Raw genomic sequence first — 24041 nt, forward strand, 5'->3', positions numbered from 1 at the left:
TGTATAGTCCCCAAGCCACACCGGACCGTTAACGGCAGTTGCAGGAAGATAGCGGCGCATTCAAGACAATTCCGCGAAATCAGGCCCGAATCGGTCATTTTGTGATCGGGCAGCGACCGCTGCGGCAAAGATGCCTCACCGTCCGGGAAAAGTTGTTCCGGATGACTACGGGCGTCATTCCTTCGAACATTGGTTGCGATATCCTCGAATCGGCCTGATTCGCTACCCGCGAGCCGGCTCTTCCCTGTGGTCACCGCGTTTCCTCTGGCTCAAAAGAACACTTCGGCAAAGACGGAACCGCGCCCATGCTCCCCGGCCTTCGTTTCCTGTTCGCGGCGATTGTGCTGTCGACGTCGGTCCTGATCTTCGGACTTGGCGCCGCCGCGCTGCTCCGGGCCGCCCATGAGGAGGTCGCGAATATCCCGGCGCGACGCAGCCCGCCGGAGCCTGTCTTCGCGCAAGAGAAGCTGCCGACGGAGCCGCCGCCCACGCTCGCCATGCTGCGCGTCGAGCCGCCCGCGGCGGAAACGAAAGAAACAGAAAGGGCCCCGGAGAGCGCTGAACCGTCCCCCGCTCCCGCCGCGCCAACCGCCGATGCGCCCGCGTCAGCCGAGCCCGAGCAGATGGCCGCCGTGAAGCCCGAGGAGCCTGCCTCGACCGAGGCGCCGCCAGCCGAGTCGCTCGTGGCAAATGCGCCGGAACCCCAGGCTCCGCCGCAGACGGCGGCCGAGACCAACTCCCCTGCTCCCGCCGCGGAAATCCCTGCTCCGGCCGAGGAAGCCAAGCCCGCGGCGATCGCAGAGGCTCCGTCGGCGAGCGACGTCACGCCCTCCGCACAAGAGGCGCCGGCCGCAGCGGAGGAGAGTCCGGCGGCGACCAAGATCGCGACGCTGGGCGGCCCCGCGGTCACCGTCGAGGAACAAACGTCAGCAAAGAAGGCTGACGCGAAGCCGGATCAAAGCGCGGCCAGGAAACGCGCACGGGCGGAACGTGCCAGGGAACGCCGGCGGATGGCTCAGCGCCAACAGCCGGCACGGCAGGCGCCGCCGCAGCAGTTGCTCGATCCGTTCGGTCAGCCGATGCTCGTGCGGCCGACGCGTTGACCGTCCGAAATCACGCGGGTCCCGTCGCGATCGGCGGCCCGTCCGGCAATCCCCATTCGGCCCACGAACCGTCATAGAGCGCACTGCCGCGCACGCCGAGGCGATAGAGCGCGAGCGTCAGCACCAGCGCCGAGACACCGGAGCCGCAACTGGTGACGATCGGCTTCGCCGTATCGACGCCGGCCGACGTGAAAGCCTTGCGGAGTTCGTCGAGCGGCTTCATCGCCCCGGTCTTGGCATCGAACAGATCGGCATAGGGAACGTTGCGGCTGCCGGGGATGTGCCCGGAGCGCCGGCCCGGCCATGGCTCGACCACCGCGCCCTCGAACCGCGGGCGCGGCCGCGCATCGATCACCTGCTCCTTCTTCGTTTCGATATTGCCGAGCAATTGCTGCTTGCTGCGGACGAAGCTCGGATCGAGCCTGGCTTGGAATTTTCCAGGCTTCGGCGTCACGGGACCAGATTCCGTCGGACGTCCCTCGGACTTCCACTTCTGCAGGCCACCGTCGAGCACCTTCACGTTCGAAAGTCCGAACGACAGGAACATCCACCACGCCCGCGGCGCCGCGACCCAGCCGCCGGCATCATAAGCGACCACCGTGTCATCGGAGGAGATGCCGAGCGCAGCGACGTCCTGCGCGAACTGCTCGGCATTCGGATACATGTGCGGACGCGGGTCGTTCTTGTCGGCGATCGCATTGACGTCGAAGAATACCGCACCGGGAATGTGGGCGGTGATGAAATCGTCTGCCGGCAACGGCAGCACGCCCGGCATCTTGTAGGAGGCGTCGATCACCTTGACCTTGGGATCGCCGAGATGAGCGGCAAGCCAGTCGGTGGAGACGAGTGGGTCATCGGTTGAAGTCATGCTGACGTTTCCTCCCTAGACTTGAGCCGCCTGCATCCCGCAGGCGGCCCTGTTTCTCAGGTCGAGAGAAATGTAACCGTCACCTGCACACACGCACGTGCTTCACGATCCGCCTGCCATGCGGGCCACGCGTAACCACGTTGCGCACCGTGCACACCTTGCGGTGATAGCGGGCCTGGATGACCTCTGAGTTAGCAGCGCCGACCTGATGCATCGGCATGGCCGTGGCAGGAACCGAGAAAGACGACAAGCCGACCACGACAGCGGCAGCGAACCCAAGAGTAACCTTCTTCATTTGCATTTCCTTGATTCCAAGCCCCGCGAGCGCTTCTAAGTCGCACAGGTGAACGCTCTGTGAATGCGCGTTTGAAGGTCACCGCGAGGTGATGGTCCTCGTGCGAACTTGCGCGCGCACCCAATCATCGGGCCGCGTTTCGTGCAGACCGTTGGCGTGCCTTGGAATGACCAGAAGAGAAACGCCGTCGCGTCTCTAAAGCTTCGGTTCTGATTGAATCAGAACCGAAGCTTTAGACTCTTGTTGTGACGCGTTTTCTTCACGCGAACCGTATCCACTTCGCTCGAAAACGCTCTAATCTTTCTTCTTCGGCTCCCACTTCTCGATCGGACCGCCGGCGTCACGCCAGGCGGCGAAACCGCCGCCCATATGAGCGACCGGCTTCAGCCCCATGTCCTGCGCGGTCTTCGCAGCCAGGGCCGAGCGCATGCCGCCAGCGCAATGGAAGATGAACTTCTTGTCCTCTTGGAAAATCGGCTTGGCATAGGGACTCGCAGGATCGATCCAGAATTCGAGCATGCCGCGGGTGCAGGAGAAAGCGCCCGGAATCTTGCCATCGCGCTCGATCTCGCGGGGATCGCGGATATCGACGATGACAACGTCATCGTTCGGGAGCAACTCGATCGCGTCAGCGGCGCTGACGGTCTCGATCTCGGCATTGGCTTCGTCCATCATCTGCTTGATGCCGCGGTGAATGCTCTGGGGCATGGGGCTCTCCCTCGATTGTTGATTGTCATTCCGGGGCGATGCCTAAGCATCGAACTATGATGTGCAATTGCACATCAGAGACTCCATTCCTCCGCCGGTGCAAGTGGCTAAATGGATTCCGGGCTCGTCCTTTCTGACGTCCCGGAATGACGAAAGCTACCGTACCAGTTCCTTCATCGCATTCTCCAGACCTTCGATCGTGATCGGGTACATGCGCTCGGAGAAGATGCGGCGGATGATGGTGGTCGATTCCGAATAGTCCCAGTGCTTCTGCGCCACCGGGTTGAGCCACACCGCATGCGGATAGGTGCGGATGATGCGATCGAGCCAGACCGAACCGGCCTCCTCGTTGACGTGCTCGACCGAGCCGCCGGGAACCATGATTTCGTAAGGCGACATCGAGGCGTCGCCGACGAACACCACCTTGTAGTCGTGCGGGTATTTGTGCAGCACGTCCCACGTCGGCGTGCGGTCGGTGAAGCGCCGCTTGTTCTGCTTCCACACGCCCTCATAGAGGCAGTTGTGGAAGTAGAAATACTCCATGTGCTTGAATTCGGTCTTGGCGGCCGAGAACAATTCCTCGACCTGCTCGATGTGCGAATCCATCGAGCCGCCGATATCGAAGAACACCAGCACCTTCACCGCGTTGCGGCGCTCTGGACGCATGTGCACGTCGAGATAGCCGTGATTGGCGGTTTCCTTGATCGTGGCGTCGAGATCCAGTTCGTCGGGCGCGCCGGTGCGCGCGAACTTGCGCAGCCGCCGCAGCGCGACCTTGATGTTGCGGATGCCGAGCTCGACATTGCCGTCGAGATCCTTGAACTCGCGCTTGTCCCACACCTTCACGGCGCGGTTGTTGCGGTTCTTCTCCTGGCCGATGCGGATGCCTTCGGGATTGTAGCCCTGGGCGCCGAAGGGCGACGTGCCGGCGGTGCCGATCCACTTGTTGCCGCCCTGGTGCCGGCCCTTCTGTTCCTCGAGCCGCTTGCGCAACGTCTCCATGAGCTTGTCCCAGCCCATGGCTTCAATCTGCTTTTTCTCTTCCTCGGTGAGGTATTTTTCCGCAAGCTTCTTCAGCCACTCCTCGGGGATCTCGGCCTTGCCCATGGCGTCGAGCAGGCTCTCCAGCCCCTTGAACACGGTGCCGAAGACGCGGTCGAACTTGTCGAGGTTGCGCTCGTCCTTCACCAGCGCCGAGCGCGACAAATAATAGAAATTCTCGACGCTCTGCTCGGCGAGGTCGGCGTCGAGCGCCTCCATCAGCGTCAGATATTCGCGCAAGGTCACAGGGATCTGGGCCTCGCGCAGCGAGGTGAAGAATTGCAAGAACATGTTCCATAGATCGCGCGCCGCCGTCGCGCCGTCAAGGGCACCCGGACCTTTGCGTCATCACGGCGCGGGCGTGAGGACCATTCCGCCGGGCGGAAACAATGCGCCTAATTTCAAGGCGGTAGCCATGGTCCCAGTTGCGTGCAGGCGCTGGAATCCACGCTAGACCTGCGGGGTTTTTCCTTTAGTATCAAATTGAAACTCATTCCAACGGGGTAGTATGAAGTTCACCGGCACCAAGGATTATGTCGCCACTGATGACCTCAAAGTCGCTGTCAACGCCTCCATCGTGCTGGAGCGCCCGCTTCTGGTGAAGGGCGAGCCCGGCACCGGCAAGACGGTGTTGGCAGAAGAGGTCGCCAAGGCGCTCGATGCACCGCTTCTGACCTGGCACATCAAATCCACCACCAAGGCACAGCAGGGCCTCTACGAATATGACGCGGTGTCACGGCTGCGCGACAGCCAGCTCGGCGACGCGCGCGTCTCCGACATCAAGAACTACATCAAGCGCGGCAAGCTGTGGGAAGCCTTCACCAACGAGAAGCGCCCGGTGCTCTTGATCGACGAGATCGATAAGGCCGATATCGAATTCCCCAACGATCTCCTGCTCGAGCTCGATCGCATGGAGTTCTTCGTCTACGAGACCGGCGAGAACATCAAGGCCAAGCTGCGCCCGATCGTGATGATCACCTCCAACAACGAGAAGGAGTTGCCGGATGCTTTCCTGCGCCGCTGCTTCTTCCACTACATCAAGTTCCCCGATGCGGACACGATGGAGAAGATCGTCGACGTGCATTTCCCCGGCATCAAGAAGCGCCTGGTGGAAGAGGCCTTGCGCATCTTCTTCGAAGTGCGGGAAGTGCCCGGCCTGAAGAAGAAGCCTTCGACCTCCGAATTGCTCGACTGGCTGAAGTTGCTCCTGAACGAGGACATCACGCCGGAGATGCTGCGGGAGCGCGATCCGCGCAAGCTGATCCCGCCGCTGCATGGCGCACTGCTCAAGAACGAACAGGACGTGCACCTGTTCGAGCGGCTGGCCTTCCTGAGCCGCCGCGAAGTCTGACTTGACGTTTACGAAGCGCCGGAGATTCCGGCGCTTCGCGCATGTATCAATTAAACAATAATAGAGCGGGGAAGATGAACGTCCAGACACAGATACGGGCTGCCGAGTCCGTCACCTCAGAGCATTTCGACGTATTGATCGTGGGCGCTGGCATTTCCGGCGTCGGCGCCGCCTACCACCTGACCACGCAATGCCCAGGGACCAGCTTCGTGGTGCTGGAAACGCAGAAGACGTTTGGCGGCACCTGGAGCACGCATCGCTATCCCGGCATCCGCTCCGACAGCGACCTGCACACTTTCGGCTACCGCTTCAAGCCGTGGACCAGCGCGCCGATCGCAACCGCCGCCGAGATCCTGAAATATATGGGCGAGGTGATCGAGGAGAACGACCTCGCCCGCCACATCCGCTACCGCCACACCATCACGTCGGCGAAATGGTCGAGCGAAACCAACCTTTGGACCATCGACGCCACGCGCACCGACACCGGCGAGCACTTCCGATTCACCACCAACTTCTTCTGGATGTGCCAGGGCTATTACCGTCATGCCGAGGGCTACACGCCCGAATGGAAGGACATGGCCAAGTTCAAGGGCACGATCGTGCATCCGCAGAAATGGCCCGAAGACCTTGACTACAAGGGCAAGCGCGTCGTGGTGATCGGCTCCGGCGCCACCGCCGCGACGCTGATCCCGGCGATGGCCAAGGACGCCGGCCATGTCACAATGCTGCAGCGCTCGCCGACCTATTTCCGCACCGGCCGCAACGCGATCGAGATCGCCGAGCAACTGCGGCAGTTGCAGGTCGACGAGAAATGGATTCACGAGATCACCCGCCGCAAGATCCTGTTCGACCAGAACGCCTTCACCCGCAAGACCTTCGAGAAGCCTGAAGAGGCCAAGAAGGATTTGCTGTCGGCGGTCGAAGCCTATCTCGGCAAGGATTATGACATCGCCACTCACTTCACGCCGCGCTACCGCCCGTGGCGGCAACGCATCGCCTTCATCCCCGACGGTGACCTGTTCCAGGGCATCAGGGCCGGCAAGGCTTCCGTCGTCACCGACGAGATCGAGCGCTTCACCGAGAAGGGCATCCTGCTGAAGTCCGGCAAGGAGCTCGAGGCCGACATCATCGTCACCGCGACCGGCTTCAATCTCTGCGCCACTGGCGACATCGAATTCGAGCTCGACGGCAAGCCGCTCGATTTCGCTGATACCGTGACCTATCGCGGCATGATGTTCACGGGCGTGCCCAATCTCGTCTGGGTGTTCGGCTATTTCCGCGCAAGCTGGACCTTGCGCGTCGACCTCGTCGCCGACTTCGTCTGCCGCCTGCTCACGCACATGAAGGAAACGGGTGCGAAGAAGGTCACGCCGGCGTTGCGGCCGGAAGACCACAACATGCCTGTCCTGCCGTGGATCGACGAAGAGAACTTCAACCCCGGCTACATGCTGCGCGGCATGCATTTGTTGCCGAAGCGCGGCGAAAAGCCGGAATGGCAGCACAACCAGGACTATTGGGCCGAAAAGGACGAGTTTCCGACGATTGATCTGAAGGACAAGGCGTTCGTGTACGGGTAGACCGTCATGGTGAGGAGGCGCGCAAGCGCCGTCTCCGGACGGCGCTTCGCATCGCCGGGAGAACCATGCGGCCCCGCCTGTGACCTCATCCCTCGAGACGCACTTCGCGCTCCTCAGGATGAGGGGAGAGAGCGGCGCGCGCTAGGCGTATTCCGTCAGCGCCACAGCGGCCGCCGCCTGCTTGCCGCGGATCATGTCGGAGGCCTTGTCGGCGATCATCATCGTCGAGGCGTTGAGGTTGGCCGAGATCATGCGCGGCATGATGGAGGCGTCGACCACGCGTAGGCCCTGCAAACCATGGACACGGAGCTGATCGTCGACCACAGCCCATTTGGCATCCGCCGGACCCATCCGGCAGGTGCAGCCGGGATGGAAGGTGGTAGTGCCGCGCTCCGTTGCTGCCGCCAGGAACTCGTCGTCGGTCTGCACGCTCGGGCCAGGAAAATCTTCATAATCGTAGTAAGGCGCCAGCGGCGCCGACTTCAGCAGCCTCCGCGCCAGCTTCATGCCGGCGACGACGACGCGGCGGTCGAGCTCTTCGACCAGATAGTTGGTCTGGATGATCGGCGGCGCGAACGGGTCCGACGAGCGGAGGCGGACAAAGCCGCGGCTCTCCGGCCGCTGCTGCCAGGATGCCACCGTCATGCCGGGCTGGTCCTCGAGCTGGCCCTGCACCCCTTCCTTGTAGCTTGCGGGCGTGAAGGTGAGCTGGAGATCCGAGCTCTCGGTGGTCTCGCCCGAATGCCAGAAGCAATAGACCATGGTCGGCGACAGCGACAGCAGGCCGCGCCGCGTCGTCGCCCATTTCAACGCCTCGACCCACAGGCTGAGGCCGCGCCTGAGCTCGTTGATGGTCTTGATGTTCTTGACGCGCGCCACCGAGCGCGGCGCGTAGTGGTCCTGCAATCCCTCGCCGACGCCGGGCAATGCGTGACGCACCTCGATGCCGTGCGACTGCAACAGTTCGGGCGAGCCGACGCCGGACAATTGCAGGACCTGCGGCGAGTTGTAGGCGCCGCCGGAGAGGATCACTTCCTTGTTGGCGCGCACCTCGATGGGCTCGCCGCCCCGCCCTCCCCGAAGATAGCGCACGCCGACCGCGCGCTTGCCCTCGAAGATGATGTTGGTGACATGCGCATGCGTGCGCACATTGACGTTCGGCCGCTTGCGCGCCGGATGCAGGAACGCTTTCGCCGCGCTCATGCGCAGGCCGTTCTGGATCGTGCGCTGGCAGTAGGACACACCCTCCTGGATCGCGCCGTTATAGTCGGGGTTGCGCGGAATGCCGAGGCTGACGGCGCCCGCCATGAAGGCCTCGCAGAGCGGGTCCTGCCAGTCCATGGTGGTGACGGTGAGGCTGCCATCGCGGCCGCGATAGGTCTCGTCGCAATCGCCGACGCGGCGTTCCATCCGCTTGAAATAGGGCAGCACGTCCGGATAGCCCCAGCCGCGGTTGCCGAGCTGCGCCCAGGTGTCGAAGTCCTGGCGCTGGCCGCGGTTGTAGATATGGCCGTTGATCGACGACGAACCGCCGAGCGTCTTGCCGCGCGGCGCATAGATGCTGCGGCCGCCGGTCCAGGGGCCCGGCTCCTGCTGGTAGGCCCAGTTGACGCTCTTCATGTGGAACGTCTTGATGAAGCCGGCCGGCAAATGGATGTAGGGGTGCCAATCGCTGGGACCCGCTTCGAGCACGCACACCGTGGTGCCGGCATCCTCGCTCAAGCGGTTGGTGAGAACGCTACCGGCGGAGCCCGCGCCGATGATCACATAATCGAACGTTTCCATCGTCTCGTTTCTGGCGCGGCAGAACAGCTACCGCGGCTTTTCGTTGAGTTGATAATTGAGATGCGCCTTCACCGTCGGCCATTCACTGGCGATAATGCTGTAGACGACGGTGTCGCGCAACGTGCCGTTTGGTGCAATCTGATGGCTGCGCAGGACGCCGTCCAGCTTGGCGCCGAGCCGCTCGATGCCGCGGCGGCTCTGGTGGTTGAAGAAATGCGTGCGGAACTCTACTGCAATGCAATCGAGTGCCTCAAAGGCGTGGGTCAGTAACAGCAATTTGCACTGCGTATTGACCGCGCTGCGCTGCACACGCTTGGCGTACCAGGTCGAACCGATCTCGACGCGCCGGTTCGGTGTATCGACATTCATGTAGGTCGTCATGCCCGAGATGGTGCCGGAGGCATCGAACACCGTGAACGGCAGCATCGATCCGGCCGCCTGCAGGCCAAGCCTGCGCTCGATCTCCTTCCGCATGTCTTCGGGACGCGGGATGAAAGTGTACCAGAGCTTCCAGAGCTCGCCGTCCTTCACGGCCTCGACAAGACCATCGACGTGATCCGGCGACAACGGCTCGAGCCGCGCATGTACGCCGCGAAGGGTGATCGGTTCAAGCCAGGGCATGCAACATCCTCTCCGTCATTGCGAGCGAAGCGAAGCAATCCATTCTTTCCCGCGCAGCGCCATGGATTGCTTCGTCGCTTCGCTCCTCGCAATGACGTACTACATCACTTGTTCAAAAAATTCAGCGGTAGCCCAGGCCGCGGCCAATCCATCGCGATCAGTTCGCCCTTGCCCGACAGCGTGATGTAGGCGGTCTTCAGCTCAGGCCCGCCGAAGGCGATGTTGGTGGTGACGCGGTCGCCGGTCGGCACCTGCTCCACCAGCGTGCCGTCAGGCGCGATCACCGAGATGCAGCCGGTGACCAGCGTCGCCACGCAGACATTGCCGCTCGCTTCCACGGCGAGCGAGTCGAACATCTGGTAGCCGCCGAGCCCGGCTATCGGCTTGCCGCGCTCGCCGCGATAGATCACATCGCGCGGCTTGACCGTGCCGGGCGCGGAGAGATCGTAGGCCCAGAGCCGCGCCGTCGGCGTCTCGGCGATGTAAACCGTGTTCTCGTCCGGCGACAGGCCGATACCGTTGGCCGGCAGCAGGCCGTGCACGCCTTCGACGATCTCCTTCATGCCGGGCTTGATGTAATAGAACGCGCCGACATCCATCTCGCGGGCACGGCGCTTGCCGAGATCGGAGAACCAGAGCCCGCCGTGCCTGTCGAAGACGAGGTCGTTCGGTCCTCTCAAGGCATGCTCGCCGCATTTGTCGACGACGGTCTCGACCTTGCCCGACTGCAGGTCCACGCGCTGGATCGAGCCGCCGATATAGTCTTCCGGCTGCGGCCCCGGCATGATCATGTTGCGCGTCGGGATCCAGCTGAAGCCGCCATTGTTGCAGATGTACATCTTGCCGTCGGGACCGAGCGCCGCGCCGTTGGGGCCGCCTGGAATCTGCGCCACCACTTCCTTGCGCCCGTCTGGATAGACCCGCGTCAATCGCCGGCCACGGATTTCGACCAGCACCACCGATCCGTCCGGCATCACCACCGGCCCTTCCGGAAATTCGAGATCGGTGGCGAGAACGCGGATATTGGCCATGAAATCCTCCCGGCTGCTTATGGCTGCAAGGGGATTTTTTCAACCGCCCCACGCAACGTGTTGTTGGCGCGGAGTTATGGCAAAGACGCCGTTGCTTGCCAAGCAAGCGCGAAGCAGGGCAGCTTTGCGAGCTGTCGCAGGATGGGTAAAGCGAAGCGAAACCCATCATCTCGCCCCCATCACAGCTGGTGCATTGATGGGTTTCGCTTCGCTCTACCCATCCTACGAGTCCATCACTCCTTCACGGGCACCCAGATCTCGAGGCCGCCATTGCCGGTGGTCGGATCGAACTTCTCGTCATAGCGCTCGAAGTTCGGCGCATCCGCCGCCTTCATACCGGATTGCGGCAGCCAGTGATTCCAGATCGTATTCACGGTCCGCCGGATCGTCGAGATATGCTCGCGATGGGTAAAGACCGCATATTTCTGCTCGGGGATTCGCACCCGGCTGAACTCGCGCGGCAGGTCGGAGAAGTCGGCGACCTCGACGCCGGCGATGTAATCGAAATTGCCGGCGTCATCTCCGTTGCAGCAGACGCCATAGGCGACGTTGCCGATGCGGCCGGGAATATTGCCGACCGTCTGCTGAAAGCGTTGCCACTGGTTCGGAATGCCGGCGCCCTCGCAATTCCCGTGATTGTAGCGTTCGCCGACACCGGCAACGAGGAACGCCTTGCCGGTCGCAATGCGCGGCGGGCTGAGATGATCGAGCGCGGTTGAATCCATCATGATCGGCTCCTGTAGTTTCAGCTTGCTGAGGCACGTCGTGGCGCGAACCGTTTGGGGCGTGACGCCGAAATGGTCGCGGAACGCGCGGGTGAACGCTTCGTGGGAGCCGTAGTCCGCATCCAGCGCCAGGCTGAGAATATCCGGCGCGCCGCTCGCAAGCGCGCGAGCCGCCTCGCTGAGACGGCGGGCGCGCACGTAACGCATCACCGAAAACCCCGTCCCTGCAGCAAACGCGCGCACCAAATGGAAGCGCGAGACACCGGCGATGCCGGCGATCTCGTCGAGCGTCAGCGGCTGACCAAGATGGCTCTCGATGTACCAGAGCGCCTTCTGCGCTGGATTCATGGCTGTCGGGCCTTCCCTCGAAACGCATCCATCATGCGCGATCGCGCCCTGCCTCGTTTGACAGTCCTTGCTGTCTCTCGCCGACCAGAGCCTCGTTCCGTCCCACGGAAATTGCAACCCACCCCTTCGCTGGCAAGGCATAGCCAATCGTGCATACTCGCTGACGCATCGATCCGACGGCTCACATCAAGCTGCACATAATCAAGACTGCAAGAGCCGCGGCGAACTGTCAGGGAGGACAATGATGCACCACCGACTCTTGAACCATGCCCAATCCGCGCTGCTCGCGGGACTTCTCGCTGTCGCGCTCGTGGGAACAGCCAGCGCCCAGAAAAAATACGACCCCGGTGCAACCGACACCGAAATCAAGATCGGCAACATCATGCCCTACTCCGGCCCGGCTTCCGCCTATGCTACCATCGGCAAGACCGAAGCGGCCTATTTCAACAAGCTCAATTCGGAAGGCGGCATCAACGGCCGCAAGGTCAACTTCATCACCTATGACGACGCCTATAGCCCGCCGAAGACGGTCGAGCAGGCACGCAAGCTCGTCGAGAACGACGAGGTGCTGCTGATCTTCAACCCGCTGGGCACGCCGGGCAACACCGCGATCCAGAAATACATGAACTCGAAGAAGGTGCCGCAGCTCTTCGTCTCCACCGGCGCCGCCAAGTGGAACGACCCGAAGAATTTTCCGTGGACCATGGGTTGGCAGCCCAGCTACCAGGTCGAAGCCCGGATCTACGGCAAGTACATCCTGCAGAACTATCCCGGCAAGACGATCGGCGTGCTCTACCAGAACGACGATTTCGGAAAGGACTATGTGATCGGCCTGCGCGAAGGCCTCGGCGACCAGGCCAACAAATTGATCATTGTGGAGGCTTCCTACGAAACCAGTTCGCCCACGGTGGACTCGCAGGTGGTGCAGATCAAGGGCGCCAATCCCGACATCTTCGTCAACATCGCCACGCCAAAATTCGCGGCGCAGGCGATCAAGAAGATCGCCGAACTGGACTGGCACCCGGTACAGTTCCTCACCAATGTTTCCGGCTCGATCGGCGGTGTCATGAAGCCTGCCGGCTATGAAGCGAGCCAGGGCGTGCTGTCCACCGCCTATCTAAAGGATCCCAAGGACGCCGAATGGAAGAACGATCCCGCGATGAACGAGTGGCGGGCATTCATGGCCAAATGGTATCCCGAAGGCGATCTCGACGATGCCGCGACCGTGTTCGGCTACGGCGTCGCCAAGGGGGTCGAACAGGTGCTGCGCCAATGCGGCGACAACCTCACCCGCGAGAACGTCATGAAGCAAGCGGCCAATCTCGATTTCCAGATCGGCATCTACCTGCCGGGCACCCGCATCAAGACCAGCCCGACCGACTTTTCGCCGATCGAGCAGCTCCAGATGATGCGTTTCAAGGGCGAGAGCTGGGAACGATTCGGCCCCGTCATGAGCGGCGAGAAGAGCTCTTAAAAAGTAGCCATTCTTAAAAGTAGCCATTGCTTCAAATCGGCGTATCCCGCTCGTGCGGGATACGTCATTCCGCCCGGGAGAAATGCCATGAAAATCACTGATGTCCGTGCACACCACATCCGCGTCCCCTATGACGCCGGCCCCGCGAGCTTCCGGCAGGGCGCTTCGGCAATCGCAGCGCTCGACATGGTGCTGGTCGAAGTCTCGACCGACGCCGGCCTCACCGGCTGGGGCGACGCCTTCGCCTATGTCTGTCCACGCACGACCTGCACCGCGGTCGAGGAGATGATTGCGCCACAGGCGCGCGGCCTCGACGTGCCTGATGCCGCCGGCATTCCCGCCGTGATGGAACAGATCCAGCGCAACCTGCACCTGTTCGGCCGCTACGGCATCACCATGTTCGCGATCTCGGGGCTCGACATCGCGCTGTGGGACCTTGCCGGGAAGATCAAGGGCGTGCCGCTGCATCGGCTGATCGGCGAGGCCACACGTCCAAAGATCCCGGCGTATGCAAGCCTGTTGCGGATCGGCACGCCGGAACATATCGCGAGCGAATGCGAAGCCGCGATCCGCCAGGGCTACGGCGCGATCAAGCTGCATGAGACCACGACGCCTGCGGTGTTCGCGGCACGCAACGCGATCGGCAGCGACATCCCGCTGATGGTCGACATGAACTGTCCGCTGGACGGCCCGAGCGCGATCGCTTTCGCACAGGCTTGTCAGGCGGCAACCCCGATGTTCCTCGAGGAACCGGTCTGGCCGTCGGAGGATTTTGCCACGCTTGCCGACGTGCGCGCCAAGGGCGGCCTCGACATCGCGGCCGGAGAGAATGCCTGCACCGTGCACCAGTTCCGCCAGATGATGACGGCGGGCGCCGTCAGCCATGCACAGCCTTCGGTGATCAAGGTCGGCGGCATCACTGAGTTCCTGAGAGTTGCGGCGCTCGCCGACGAACTCGGCGTCAAGATCGTTCCGCACTCGCCCTATTTCGGGCCGGGCTTCCTGGCGACGCTGCACCTGATGTCGATCAGGGACGACGGCTTCATCGAAGTCTTCTATATGAAACGGCCGGCTTGCCTCTGGCGCGGCCGCGCCGATGTCGATGCAAGTGGCGGCGTCGAGGTGCCGCAAGGGCCAGGACTCGGCTATGAGCCCGACAGAGACGTGATGGAGCAGTACCGCGTGTCCTGAGGAGGCTCGACACCCCAGGGGTCATTGCAGGGCGTCATTGCGAGGAGCGATAGCGACGAAGCAATCCATGTCTCCGCAAGCGGCGGCATGGATTGGTTCGCTGCGCTCACAATGACGGACTCAGATCACTTGCCGCCCTCTTTCGCCGCCGGCGCACTGTCCTTTGCCAGCGGCATGTCGGCCTTCTTCTTCAAATCCTCGTCCGTCTTCTTCTGCGCAGCCAAGAGATCATCCACACGCTTCTGCAAGGCAACGGATGCGCTCTTGAGTCCTTCAATCTGGCGATTGGCAGCATCGAGCTTCTGCTGATGATCGGTCACAAGCTTCGTGATCGTCTTCTGTAGGAAGTCGACGTTGCTCTGCAGGCAGCTCGTACGCCGCTCCCAGGTCTTCTCGACCGTACAGATCTCGATGCCCGGAACATCCTGAGCATTAACTTTGTTAAATGCCAGTGCGCTGGGCACAAGCATCATGAGCGCGGCGATCATCATCTTAACGTTCATTAAATCCTCCACGCGCTCACGGCAATGTGCGCAAAGCGCGGCGACATCGTCAGAGATACCACACTGTAACCGCATTCCGGCGTTGTCTTTCACTTATTGCGGGGTGCGGGGGGCTTTTGGGAACCCAAACGTTTCCACGCATCGGAAGTGGAGAATAATCAGATGGCAACGCGCGAAAAGCGACTGGCGCAATTCGATGGCAACGGCGAGCCTCCGGCGAACGAGATCGTCGAAGTGCTTTGCGAAGATCAGAGCGGCACATATCAGCTGCCGTTCGCCTGTCGCTTTACCGACGGTCATTGGCTCAATGACGAATCCGGCGGCACGGTCGAAGCGACCGTGATCGCCTGGCGCTTTCCACGCGTCAAGCAAACGGGTGCAGCCTAGGAGAGAACAGAAGAGTTGCGATCGGCTTCTGCTTCGCGAGACACGCGAAGCTCACGCTGAAACAAGACATGCGAGAGGGATGAAGCATCATCCCTCTCGCATCTGGTTGTATCAAAATGCGACGGCAAATTCGTCGCCTTAAGGTTCGGAACGTCGGTGGAACGAAGCGCGTCCGAATCAGTGATGGAGTGCCGTACGCTGTTGTTCACGGCTAGATGTCGGCGCCAATCCGAGCCAGCGCACCACATGCAGGAGAACAACCAGCGGCCGCAGCCATCGGCCAACGACAAAAGTTAATTCCTCCGGGGACGACATGATCGGTCACCTCCAATCAGTTACTTCCAAGGCGTCACCGGCGGCACATTGTCGGTAGCCGGCGGCATGTCGACGGTCTTGAAGTCCGCCGGACTCACGATTTCCAGATATTCCATGTCCGGTGAGTAGTCGAAGAGGTAGTGCACGATGCCCGGCCGCTGGTGCACGACGTCGCCGGCCTGCACCAGCGTCGGCTTGTCCTCGTACATGAAGCGCGCCCAGCCCTTCATCATGATCACGATCTGAAAATCGCAATCATGGCGATGCCAACCGGTGCCGTCCTCGGGCGGGCAATCGGGATTGGCCTTGACCAGATGGCAGATCACCTGGCCGCCGGTGGCATCGGCTATGCCGAGATCGCGGTAGAGGAAGAAGTCGCGCAGGCCCCCGCCCTTGAATTCGGTATCGCCTGGTTTGACGTGAGAGAACTTGCTGACAACGGCATGCTGGTTCATTTGAAGCCTCCAACGTTCTCGATCGCGAGAGCGCGGCTACGCAAGGCGTCCAAATTTTCGGCAGCGTCGCATCGTCGCGTTCACAGCTTGATTGCTGCCATGCGAAATCCGCGCCAGCCGCGTTGCGGTGCGGCGATTTTTGCAGATCGCTGTCGCCAGACAGGCGAAGCGTCTGGAACCGTGCCTGAATTTGAGTCGGGCGGTTTTTCGCGGTGCAACCAGCGCTTGGCCGCCGCTATTCGTGCGCGGCTTCCATGGCACGGGCTTTAGGCAGGACCTGCACCGTGCTTGAGCCCGCTGACCGCGCAGCCGGCAGGCAGCGCTGCCTAATATTCGACCTCCAGCTCCTCGACGTCGGCGGGCTCAGCCTTGGCCGCCTCGCCCCACTCCCGCATTTCCGGCATCGACATGATGGTCGCGGCATAGGCCGCAAGCGTCGGCTCGAGCTTGACGTCATAGGTGATGAAGCGGGTGACGACCGGGGCATACATCGCATCCGCCATGGTCCGGCGCTCACCGAACAGGAATGGCCCGCCGGACTCCGCAAGACAGTCGCGCCAGATGGTGCAGACCCGGTCGATATCGGCCTGGGCGCGCGACCAGATCTTGAAGCCAGGGAAATGGCCTTTCAGATTGACCGGCAGCGAGGCCCGCAACGTCGTGAAGCCGGAGTGGATTTCTCCGCAGATCGAGCGGCAATGCGCTCGCTTTATGCGGTCTTCCGGTAACAGGCCGGCATTCGGCTTGATCTCGTTGAGGTACTCGGCGATCGCCAGCGTGTCCCAGACGGTAGCGCCCTCGTGGCGCAGGCAGGGCACCAGGATCGACGACGACAGCAGCAGCAGCTCCGCGCGCGCCGAGGCGTCGTCGGGCGGCGTGACAACTTCCTCGAATTCCAGCCCCGCGAATTTCGCCAGCAGCCAGCCGCGCAGCGACCATGACGAGTAGTTCTTGCTGCTGATGGTCAGAGTCGTTGCCATAGGGCCTTCCCCTCACGCCTCAACGTCAACCGCAGGGCCTCAAAGCCGCCAGCCGACCCGTGCGGACAGCGCCCCCCACTTATTGCCTGGGCGCCGACTATCCCAAACAGCAAGCCACGTGCCAATTTCGAGGGCTCTTCGACTCCGCCTTGGCTCCGATATTGCATAGCAACAGGGGGCAAGGGCGGTCGCGTATGATGTCAATGATGTACCAAGCCTACCAGAATCACATGGACCTGACGGCACCATGGCGCACGGGGGCAGCAGCGGCACTTAGATATCTTAATCTCGTACCCCAGGGGATCTCGGGCCGGCGATTCGGCCGGCTTGCGGCCGCACTCGAACTGATCTCGCGCTCGACCCTGACTTACACCCGCCCCGACTATGGCATCGGCAGCGTGAAGGTGGGCAATCGGGCATTGGAGGTGCGGGAGGAAGTCACCTACGCCACGCCGTTCGGATCGCTCCTGCACTTCAAGAAAGTCGACGGACCCGAGCACCCGCGCCTGTTGCTGGTGGCGCCGATGTCGGGTCATTTCGCAACGCTGCTGCGCGGCACGGTCGCAACCCTGCTGCAGGATCACGACGTCTACATCACCGACTGGCACAATCCGCGCGACATTCCGCTCAACCAGGGCCGTTTCGGGCTCGAGGACTACACCGACCATCTCATCACTTTCCTCGACAAGCTTGGCCCGCGCGCGCACATGGTCGCGATCTGCCAGCCTTCGGTGTCGGCGCTGGCGGCGGCGGCGATCATGTCGGAAGACAATCATCCCGCACGGCCCGCATCGCTGACCTTGATGGCCGGGCCGATCGATACGCGCATCCAACCGACCAAGGTCAACGAGTTTGCCAAGAGCAAGCCGATAAAGTGGTTCGAGCACAACCTCATCAACTATGTGCCGATCCAGTGCCGGGGTGCGTTCCGGAAGGTCTATCCGGGCTTCGTGCAGCTCACCGCCTTCGTGTCCATGAACCTCGAGCGCCACATCAAGCAGCACATGGACCTCGCCAATCATCTTGCCAAGGGTGAGAAGGAGAAGGCGAACGTCATCAAGACCTTCTACGATGAATATTTCGCGGTGATGGATCTGCCGGCGGAATTCTACATCGAGACCGTGCGCGACGTGTTCCAGGAGCATCTACTACCCCAGGGCAAGCTGATGCACCGGGGGCGGCCGGTGAATCCCGCCGCGATCAGGCGCATGGGCCTGATGACGGTCGAAGGCGAACGCGACGACATCTGCTCGATCGGCCAGACGCTGGCCGCGCAAGACCTCTGCACCAGCGTGCGCGGCTATCGCAAGGTGCACCACATGCAGGCCGGCGTCGGCCATTACGGCGTGTTCAGCGGCAAGCGCTGGAACAACGAGATCTATCCGCTATTGCGCGACTTCGTGCACGTGAATTCGTGACAGGCGACGAGCGCCTCGTCCCTCTCCAATAGCATGGCTGAACCCACTTCAGCGTGAGCGGTTACTGCTAGCCGCGTATTGCTTGCCGAAGTAACGTGCCCGCAGCAATCAGAGAATCGTTGGGGAGAAACATCCATGCGGCACCGCGCCACCTTCCGCGCATTCGCCCTCGCCTTCGTCTCCGTACTCTTCCTCACCACTTCTGCCTCCGCCGCCGAAATCCACGTGATGATCTCGGGTGGGCTGACTGCCGCCTACAAGGCCCTGGTGCCCGAATTCGAGCGCAAGACCGGCCACAAGGTATCGACCGCCTATGGACCGTCGATGGGAACCACCGTCAACGCGATTCCGGTGCGGCTCGAGCGCGGCGAGCCCGCAGATGTTCTCATCATGGTCGGCTACGCCCTCAACGACCTCGCTGCGCAAGGCAAGGTGATAGCCGACAGCCGCGTCGATCTCGTCAAATCGCCGATCGGGATCGCCGTGAAATCAGGCGCGCCAAAGCCGGACATCACTTCATCAGATGCCGTGAAGCGCGCGCTGCTCGCGGCAAAGTCGATCGCCTATTCCGACAGCGCCAGCGGCGTCTATGTCTCGACCGATATGTTCCAGAGGCTCGGCATTGCCGAGGCGATGAAGGACAGAGCGAGGAAGATTCCAGCCACGCCGGTCGGCGAGATCGTGGCCAAGGGTGAAGCCGAGATCGGCTTCCAACAGATCAGCGAACTGAAGCCAGTCGCCGGTATCGACATCGTCGGCCCGCTGCCGGATGAGCTGCAGAAGATCACGGTGTTTTCCGCGGGGATCGCCAGGGCCTCGAAGGAGCCCGACGCCGGACGGGCGCTGATCCAGTTCCTCGCATCGCCCGACGCTCGCGCTGAGCTGATCAGGAGCGGACTGGACCCGATTCCCACCAGCAGCACCACGCACTAGGCGTGGACTCAATAACGCGCAGCCATAGCCCGATCGATGCAAGCGACTGCTTCTCAGCCTGGCGGTCATGCGAGAATGGCCGAATTTGTATAGCCGCGACCTCGATCATCACGAGACCGCGATCTGCCGGAAGTGCATAGGCAGGCATGCCACTTTCCTTTTGGAAGGCGGATGCGCTCGCTGCGTTCGCGGTCGTAGAGGGTGGAGCATTGAATTCCCTAAACCAAGGGAGAACGACCATGAAACTTGCGACGATAGCACTGGCTTCGGCGTTCGCGCTCTCAAGTACGTTCGCACTTGCATACACGAAGCATCATAAGTCAGGCGCCAGGACGCATCACAGTTACGCCCGGACGCAGCCCGCTATGAACTACGGCGGGAGCAACTTCGGCTGGAACAACTCCGGTTGGAACAGCCCTGGTTGGAATAACCCCGGTTGGAACAACTACGGTGGGAGCAGCTACGGTTGGAGTCGCGGTGGAGGCGGCCCGAACGATGTTCGCTGTTGCCCATTGCGCCATTTCGCTATCGTGCAGCAATTACGTCCCCCTCGGAGGAAAGCGGACCTGACCGAAGTTTTGAGTACGCTCGCTAGTGAAAACGATGTGCGCAGTAGGCCAGCAAGAGAACCAGGGTGAGCGCCAGCACGAGCGTCGTGCATTTCCAGAACAACAGCGGATTGCGCTCGATCAGTGGAGTCGATGACGTCGTCAGATATTTTGCGTTGGGATTGCGGAGGTCGAACAAGAACTCCGACAGGCTGTCATATCGCTTATATGGATTGGGATGCACAGCCCTCTCCATCGTTCGATCGACCCAGATCGGGATCTCGGGACAGATGTGCGTGGCCGAGCCGTAGACGAGCTTGTTGAAGTCCGATCGCGTCCTCGCGCGGGCGACCCGGGCGCGATAGGGCAGTCTTCCCGTCAGCATGTGGTAGGTGACGACGCCGAGCGAGAACAAGTCCGAGCGCGGCGTGCCGGGCTCGCCCAGGAAATATTCCGGGGCGGTGTATTGCTGGGTGCCGAGGATGTCGTTGTGGTCATCCGATGGCGCCGCCTCGACCACGCCGGCGATCTTGGTCGAGCCGAAATCGATGATCTTCACCGTGCCGGTCTTGTCGATCATGATGTTGTCGGGCCTGATGTCCTGGTGCAGCATTTCCTTGCGATGGAAGGCCCGGATGCCCTTGGCGATCTGCTCGACGATGCCACGCACCGTTTCAAGCTGCGGCTTCGGATTGTCGATCATCCACTGCCGGAGCGTCTGCCCGTCAATGAATTCGGTCGCGACGTAGAGATAGTTGCGTTTGCGCGACGGCGTCCAAAGCTTCAGCACATGGGGACTGTCGATGCGCTTGGCGACCCATTCCTCCATCATGAACCGCTTCAGATAGGCGGGATCGTCGCGCAGATCGATCGACGGTATCTTGATTGTCACCATGGTGCCGGTGTCGTCATCGACCGCGAGGTAGATGTGGCTGCGGCTGCTGCCATGCAGTTCGCGCACGATGGTGTAACCGTCGAACGCCATTCTGGCTTCCAGGAGCGGCGGCAACGGCAACTCGCTCGGTTGCCCGAACGCCTCGCTGGCGCTGCTCTCCGGCAGCTCGTCGATACGCACGATCTGGACGGTGAGATTGTCCTGACTACCGCGCTCATAGGCCTGCTCGACGATCGCCTTGGCCGCCTTGTCGAGGTCGTCGGCGCCGTCGGCGATCATCTTCGCCAACTGGCGCGGTGCGACATGCTCATAGATGCCGTCGGTCGCCAACAGGAACGTGTCGCCCTGCTCGATCCTGAACGACTGATAGTCGATCTCGACCTGCGGATTTACTCCCAAGGCGCGGCCGAGATAGCTCTGCACCGAGGACAGGACCACACGGTGATCGGTGGTCAGTTGCTCGAGGCTGTTGCCGGCGAGGCGATAGATCCGGCAGTCGCCGACGTGGAAGATGTGCGCGGTGGTCGACTTGATCACCATGGCACTCAGGGTGCAGACACAGCCCTTGTCCTTTTCGTAAGGGTTTTGGCTGCGCCGTGTCTGCGCATGCAGCCACGAATTGGTGGCCTCCAGCACACGTTGCGCCGAGGTCTTCACCGACCAGGATTCCGATGTGCAGTAATAGTCGGTCAAGAACGCTTTGACGGCCGACTCGCTCGCGATGCGGCTGACGCTGCTCGAACTGATGCCGTCGGCGAGCACGATGGCGATGCCCTTCAGGCCGAGCAGCGGCTCGCTCGGAATCAGGACGCCATGAAAATCCTGATTGGTTTCCTTGCGGCCCTGATCGGAACACTGCCCGACCGATATTTTGAGTTCGCGCGGCATCGCGTGTCGGAGGCTGACACGTCTCTCAGACGGGAGAGGCCTGTCAGCCCACAAGATCAAGCCGCGAGGCGCTCGCGCCTCGGCGCTGTCTTGACATGGGTGGCGTAGAGCGTCAGCCCGGTGAACGCGAGACCGCCGACAAGGTTGCCGAGCACCGTCGGAATCTCGTTCCAGATCAGGTAGTCCATGATCGTGAACTTGCCGCCGAGCAGCAATCCCGAAGGGAACAGGAACATGTTCACGACCGAATGCTCGAAGGTCATGAAGAAGAACAGCATGATCGGCATCCACATCGCGATCACTTTTCCACTGACGGTGGTCGAGATCATCGCGCCGACGACGCCGGCCGAGACCATCCAGTTGCAGAGCATGCCGCGGACGAACAGCGTCAGCATCCCTGCTGTGCCGTGCGCCGCATAGCCGACCGTGCGGCTCTCGCCGATGGTGCCGATGATCTGGCCGACCTTGTCGGGCGGCGAAGAGAAGCCGAATGTCGAGACGATCGCCATCATCACAGCCACGGTGAAGGCGCCGGCAAAATTCCCGACGAACACCAGGCCCCAGTTGCGCAGCACGCCGCCGAGCGTCACGCCCGGCCGCCTGTCGATCCAGGCGAGCGGCGACAGCACGAACACGCCGGTCAGAAGATCGAAGCCGAACAGATAGAGCATGCAGAAACCGACCGGAAACAGCGCGGCGCCGACGATAGGCACACCGGTCGATACGTTGACGCTCACCGCAAAGGCCGCGGCGAGCGCCAGGATCGCACCTGCCATATAGGCACGGATCACCGTGTCGCGCGTCGACATGAAGATCTTCGACTCACCCGCGTCCACCATCTTGGTGACAAATTCCGAAGGCACGAGATAGGCCATTCCTGTTCCCCTTATTCGCAAAACCAAGGGCACCGCGGCTTTGGACCGCGACGCTGATATGAAGGATGAGTGGCCGTCCTGGATGCGCGCCGGATCTACCGCGCGGGGATGTGGGGTGGCGTCTTTAGCGACTGCTCGCCGCGTCCTAATGAGGTCGCTTTGATCCCTGTGCCTTGAGCCAACGCTGGCTTAGGCGATCCGGAGGACGGCAGTCGTCATTGACTGGCGCATCTAAAAGCAATCGATGTGCCAACAGCCGTCTTCGCCGGTCGATCCGAGAACAGCCTGGAATTGCAGAGACTTTGGCAGTTGTCGCTGCGCCGGCTCGGGGAACGTCATGCCGTCGATTTGGGCAAATTGCCTATACGGCGCGCACGCTGCTTATTTGGCCTGAGTCCGGATCGGCGTGTCCTTCAGCCCGTTGTTGTCATAGGCTTTGCGCAGGGTGCCATTGGCAACCGCTTCCGTCATGAACTTGGTTGCGAAGGTCGCCGACAATGGATGGTTCAGCGGGACCGCAACCGCGGTTACCGTCTGCTTGAAGGTCTCGTCCAGCACCCGCGTTCCCGGAATCTTTTTCGCCATCGCGTTGAGCTGGTCGCGCGAGAGCGCGAATGCGTCGACCTCGCCGTTTTTCAGGAGATTGAAGATTTCGTCATAGGTCTGATATCCCGTCACCTTCGCACTCTTCAGGTGTGCGATCGCACCGCGCATCGTGGTGGTGCTGTTGACGGCAGCGACCTTGACGCCCGGCTGGTCGAGGCCTGCGAAATTCGTGACCGTCGAGCCCGGCTTGACGATGTAGGTGGCGTCCGCGACCTCATAGATCGGGCCGAACGTCATCTTGGATTCGCGCTCGGGATCCTTGGGCAGGAAGGTGACGTCCCAGGTGCCCTTGGATGCCGCATCGGTGATCTGTCCGGAGTTCTGGTGCACGACATATTCGACGGGTATGCCGAGTTGCGCGGCCATCGCCTTGCCGAGATCGACCGGCACGCCGGCATAGCCGGTCTCGGTCCTGGTGGACCAGAACGCGCCGCCTGCCGGGCTGATCGCAATCGCGACGCGGAGCTTGCCGGTCGGTGCGATCTCGTCCTTCAGGGCATCGGCGCCGGCCGGCGCGGCCATCATGGCGATCGCGACAACAAGGCCTGTGATAAGGGGCAGTTGGCTGGACATCGGCTTCCTCCACGCAGGGTCTGTTGCCCGGCTGTTGCAGCAACAAACCGCATGATGGGAGAACACGCAACTGCCGGTTTTCGCAAGCCAGCCAACGCTGCAAATTTATCTGACGCGAATCGTGATCTTCTCCGACACGACCGGCGGCTTGAAGGGATAGTGCTTGGCGTCGCCCAGTACGAGCTGCAAAGTATGTTTGCCCGGCGGCAACTCGATGCGCGCTTCGGTCTGGCCTGCGCCGAAATGCAGATGGGACTTATCCGATGGGATTGGCTCGTCCGGGTTGAGCGGCTCGTTCACGTCGATCAGCAGATGGTGATGGCCGGCGTTCGCATAGTCATCGCCGGCATGGGTCACGCCCATGTTGCGCAGGCCGAAGCGGGCCCAGAATGCGCCCTTGATGGTCGCGCCGTTCTGCGGCCAGACGAAATACAGGACTGCGTCCTTGGGCGCAGGCTTGTCTTGCGCCTGCGCAATGTTCGCAAGCGACGACAGGACCGCCGAAATCAGAAGTGCGCGCGCAATTCTCATTGCCCCCTCCCCGATT

The 24041-nt window shown here is 61.9% G+C and carries 23 protein-coding genes; 8 read left to right on the plus strand and 15 right to left on the minus strand.

All coding sequences use genetic code 11. From position 1 onward, the window contains the following. The first annotated feature begins 305 nt into the window (after window positions 1–305). Complete coding sequence (locus tag K288_RS45540; protein WP_043159914.1) at window positions 306–1103, plus strand: hypothetical protein; 798 nt, start codon at window positions 306–308, stop codon at window positions 1101–1103. 10 nt (window positions 1104–1113) lie between these two features. Here K288_RS45540 and sseA read toward each other — a convergent pair whose 3' ends face one another. The 4 genes from sseA to K288_RS0115180 form a co-directional block, all read right to left on the minus strand. Further along, a complete protein-coding gene (sseA, locus tag K288_RS0115165) occupies window positions 1114–1971 on the minus strand; it encodes a 3-mercaptopyruvate sulfurtransferase (RefSeq protein WP_027580334.1) in 858 nt (285 codons plus the stop codon). 79 nt (window positions 1972–2050) lie between these two features. Further along, window positions 2051–2266, minus strand: coding sequence for a hypothetical protein (locus K288_RS0115170; RefSeq protein ID WP_027580335.1), 216 nt, complete (start codon window positions 2264–2266; stop codon window positions 2051–2053). 294 nt (window positions 2267–2560) lie between these two features. Next, the gene (locus tag K288_RS0115175) at window positions 2561–2974 is read right to left on the minus strand and encodes a rhodanese-like domain-containing protein (protein WP_027580336.1); all 414 of its coding nucleotides are present in this window, start codon (window positions 2972–2974) and stop codon (window positions 2561–2563) included. Window positions 2975–3130: 156 nt separating this feature from the next. After that, window positions 3131–4306 carry a VWA domain-containing protein gene (locus K288_RS0115180; RefSeq protein WP_027580337.1) on the minus strand — a complete coding sequence of 392 codons (1176 nt, stop codon included), beginning with the start codon at window positions 4304–4306 and terminating at the stop codon, window positions 3131–3133. A gap of 217 nt (window positions 4307–4523) precedes the next feature. On the opposite strand from K288_RS0115180, the gene K288_RS0115185 reads away from it, so the two are divergent. Further along, window positions 4524–5366 carry a MoxR family ATPase gene (locus K288_RS0115185; RefSeq protein ID WP_027580338.1) on the plus strand — a complete coding sequence of 281 codons (843 nt, stop codon included), beginning with the start codon at window positions 4524–4526 and terminating at the stop codon, window positions 5364–5366. A gap of 74 nt (window positions 5367–5440) precedes the next feature. Next, window positions 5441–6943 carry an NAD(P)/FAD-dependent oxidoreductase gene (locus K288_RS0115190; RefSeq protein ID WP_027580339.1) on the plus strand — a complete coding sequence of 501 codons (1503 nt, stop codon included), beginning with the start codon at window positions 5441–5443 and terminating at the stop codon, window positions 6941–6943. Between the two features lie 141 nt (window positions 6944–7084). Here the strand turns inward: K288_RS0115190 and K288_RS0115195 are convergent, their stop codons facing one another. The 4 genes from K288_RS0115195 to K288_RS0115210 all read right to left on the minus strand — a co-directional run bounded on the left by K288_RS0115195 (window position 7085) and on the right by K288_RS0115210 (window position 11453). After that, window positions 7085–8728 (minus strand): GMC family oxidoreductase N-terminal domain-containing protein, encoded by a 1644-nt coding sequence (locus K288_RS0115195; RefSeq protein WP_027580340.1) that lies wholly within the window; start codon window positions 8726–8728, stop codon window positions 7085–7087. 27 nt (window positions 8729–8755) lie between these two features. After that, window positions 8756–9349, minus strand: a complete 594-nt coding sequence (locus K288_RS0115200) for a GNAT family protein (RefSeq protein ID WP_027580341.1) — start codon at window positions 9347–9349, stop codon at window positions 8756–8758. A gap of 104 nt (window positions 9350–9453) precedes the next feature. Beyond that, complete coding sequence (locus K288_RS0115205; protein WP_027580342.1) at window positions 9454–10380, minus strand: SMP-30/gluconolactonase/LRE family protein; 927 nt, start codon at window positions 10378–10380, stop codon at window positions 9454–9456. Between the two features lie 233 nt (window positions 10381–10613). After that, a complete protein-coding gene (locus K288_RS0115210; RefSeq protein WP_027580343.1) occupies window positions 10614–11453 on the minus strand; it encodes an AraC family transcriptional regulator in 840 nt (279 codons plus the stop codon). 241 nt (window positions 11454–11694) lie between these two features. Between K288_RS0115210 and K288_RS0115215 the strand changes: the two genes are divergently transcribed. Both K288_RS0115215 and K288_RS0115220 read left to right on the plus strand, forming a co-directional pair. Beyond that, window positions 11695–12927: an ABC transporter substrate-binding protein gene (locus K288_RS0115215; protein ID WP_043159916.1), complete on the plus strand. Its 1233-nt coding sequence runs from the start codon at window positions 11695–11697 to the stop codon at window positions 12925–12927. Between the two features lie 87 nt (window positions 12928–13014). Then, on the plus strand, window positions 13015–14118 hold the full coding sequence (locus K288_RS0115220) for a mandelate racemase/muconate lactonizing enzyme family protein (protein ID WP_027580345.1): 1104 nt from the start codon (window positions 13015–13017) through the stop codon (window positions 14116–14118). Window positions 14119–14243: 125 nt separating this feature from the next. Here the strand turns inward: K288_RS0115220 and K288_RS0115225 are convergent, their stop codons facing one another. Further along, on the minus strand, window positions 14244–14609 hold the full coding sequence (locus tag K288_RS0115225) for a hypothetical protein (RefSeq protein WP_244443152.1): 366 nt from the start codon (window positions 14607–14609) through the stop codon (window positions 14244–14246). Between the two features lie 174 nt (window positions 14610–14783). Here K288_RS0115225 and K288_RS0115230 point away from each other — a divergent pair, with 174 nt between their 5' ends. Then, on the plus strand, window positions 14784–15008 hold the full coding sequence (locus tag K288_RS0115230; RefSeq protein WP_027580347.1) for a hypothetical protein: 225 nt from the start codon (window positions 14784–14786) through the stop codon (window positions 15006–15008). A 335-nt stretch (window positions 15009–15343) separates the two neighbouring features. Here K288_RS0115230 and K288_RS0115235 read toward each other — a convergent pair whose 3' ends face one another. Then, window positions 15344–15778, minus strand: a complete 435-nt coding sequence (locus K288_RS0115235; RefSeq protein ID WP_027580348.1) for a cupin domain-containing protein — start codon at window positions 15776–15778, stop codon at window positions 15344–15346. A gap of 326 nt (window positions 15779–16104) precedes the next feature. Then, the gene (locus K288_RS0115240; protein ID WP_027580349.1) at window positions 16105–16758 is read right to left on the minus strand and encodes a glutathione S-transferase family protein; all 654 of its coding nucleotides are present in this window, start codon (window positions 16756–16758) and stop codon (window positions 16105–16107) included. A 194-nt stretch (window positions 16759–16952) separates the two neighbouring features. On the opposite strand from K288_RS0115240, the gene phaZ reads away from it, so the two are divergent. Further along, window positions 16953–18176 (plus strand): polyhydroxyalkanoate depolymerase, encoded by a 1224-nt coding sequence (gene phaZ / locus K288_RS0115245; protein ID WP_027580350.1) that lies wholly within the window; start codon window positions 16953–16955, stop codon window positions 18174–18176. A 135-nt stretch (window positions 18177–18311) separates the two neighbouring features. Beyond that, window positions 18312–19109: a substrate-binding domain-containing protein gene (locus K288_RS0115250; RefSeq protein ID WP_027580351.1), complete on the plus strand. Its 798-nt coding sequence runs from the start codon at window positions 18312–18314 to the stop codon at window positions 19107–19109. Window positions 19110–19700: 591 nt separating this feature from the next. On the opposite strand, the gene K288_RS0115255 is transcribed toward K288_RS0115250, so the two are convergent. The 4 genes from K288_RS0115255 to K288_RS0115270 all read right to left on the minus strand — a co-directional run bounded on the left by K288_RS0115255 (window position 19701) and on the right by K288_RS0115270 (window position 24025). Beyond that, complete coding sequence (locus tag K288_RS0115255) at window positions 19701–21440, minus strand: bifunctional protein-serine/threonine kinase/phosphatase (protein ID WP_027580352.1); 1740 nt, start codon at window positions 21438–21440, stop codon at window positions 19701–19703. A 56-nt stretch (window positions 21441–21496) separates the two neighbouring features. After that, window positions 21497–22315: a formate/nitrite transporter family protein gene (locus K288_RS0115260; protein WP_027580353.1), complete on the minus strand. Its 819-nt coding sequence runs from the start codon at window positions 22313–22315 to the stop codon at window positions 21497–21499. Between the two features lie 381 nt (window positions 22316–22696). After that, the gene (locus K288_RS0115265; RefSeq protein WP_043159937.1) at window positions 22697–23443 is read right to left on the minus strand and encodes a transporter substrate-binding domain-containing protein; all 747 of its coding nucleotides are present in this window, start codon (window positions 23441–23443) and stop codon (window positions 22697–22699) included. 156 nt (window positions 23444–23599) lie between these two features. Further along, window positions 23600–24025: a DUF4399 domain-containing protein gene (locus tag K288_RS0115270; protein ID WP_027580355.1), complete on the minus strand. Its 426-nt coding sequence runs from the start codon at window positions 24023–24025 to the stop codon at window positions 23600–23602. Between the last annotated feature and the right edge of the window lie 16 nt (window positions 24026–24041).

This window comes from Bradyrhizobium sp. Ai1a-2 (genome assembly GCF_000426245.1).
Lineage (GTDB): Bacteria > Pseudomonadota > Alphaproteobacteria > Rhizobiales > Xanthobacteraceae > Bradyrhizobium.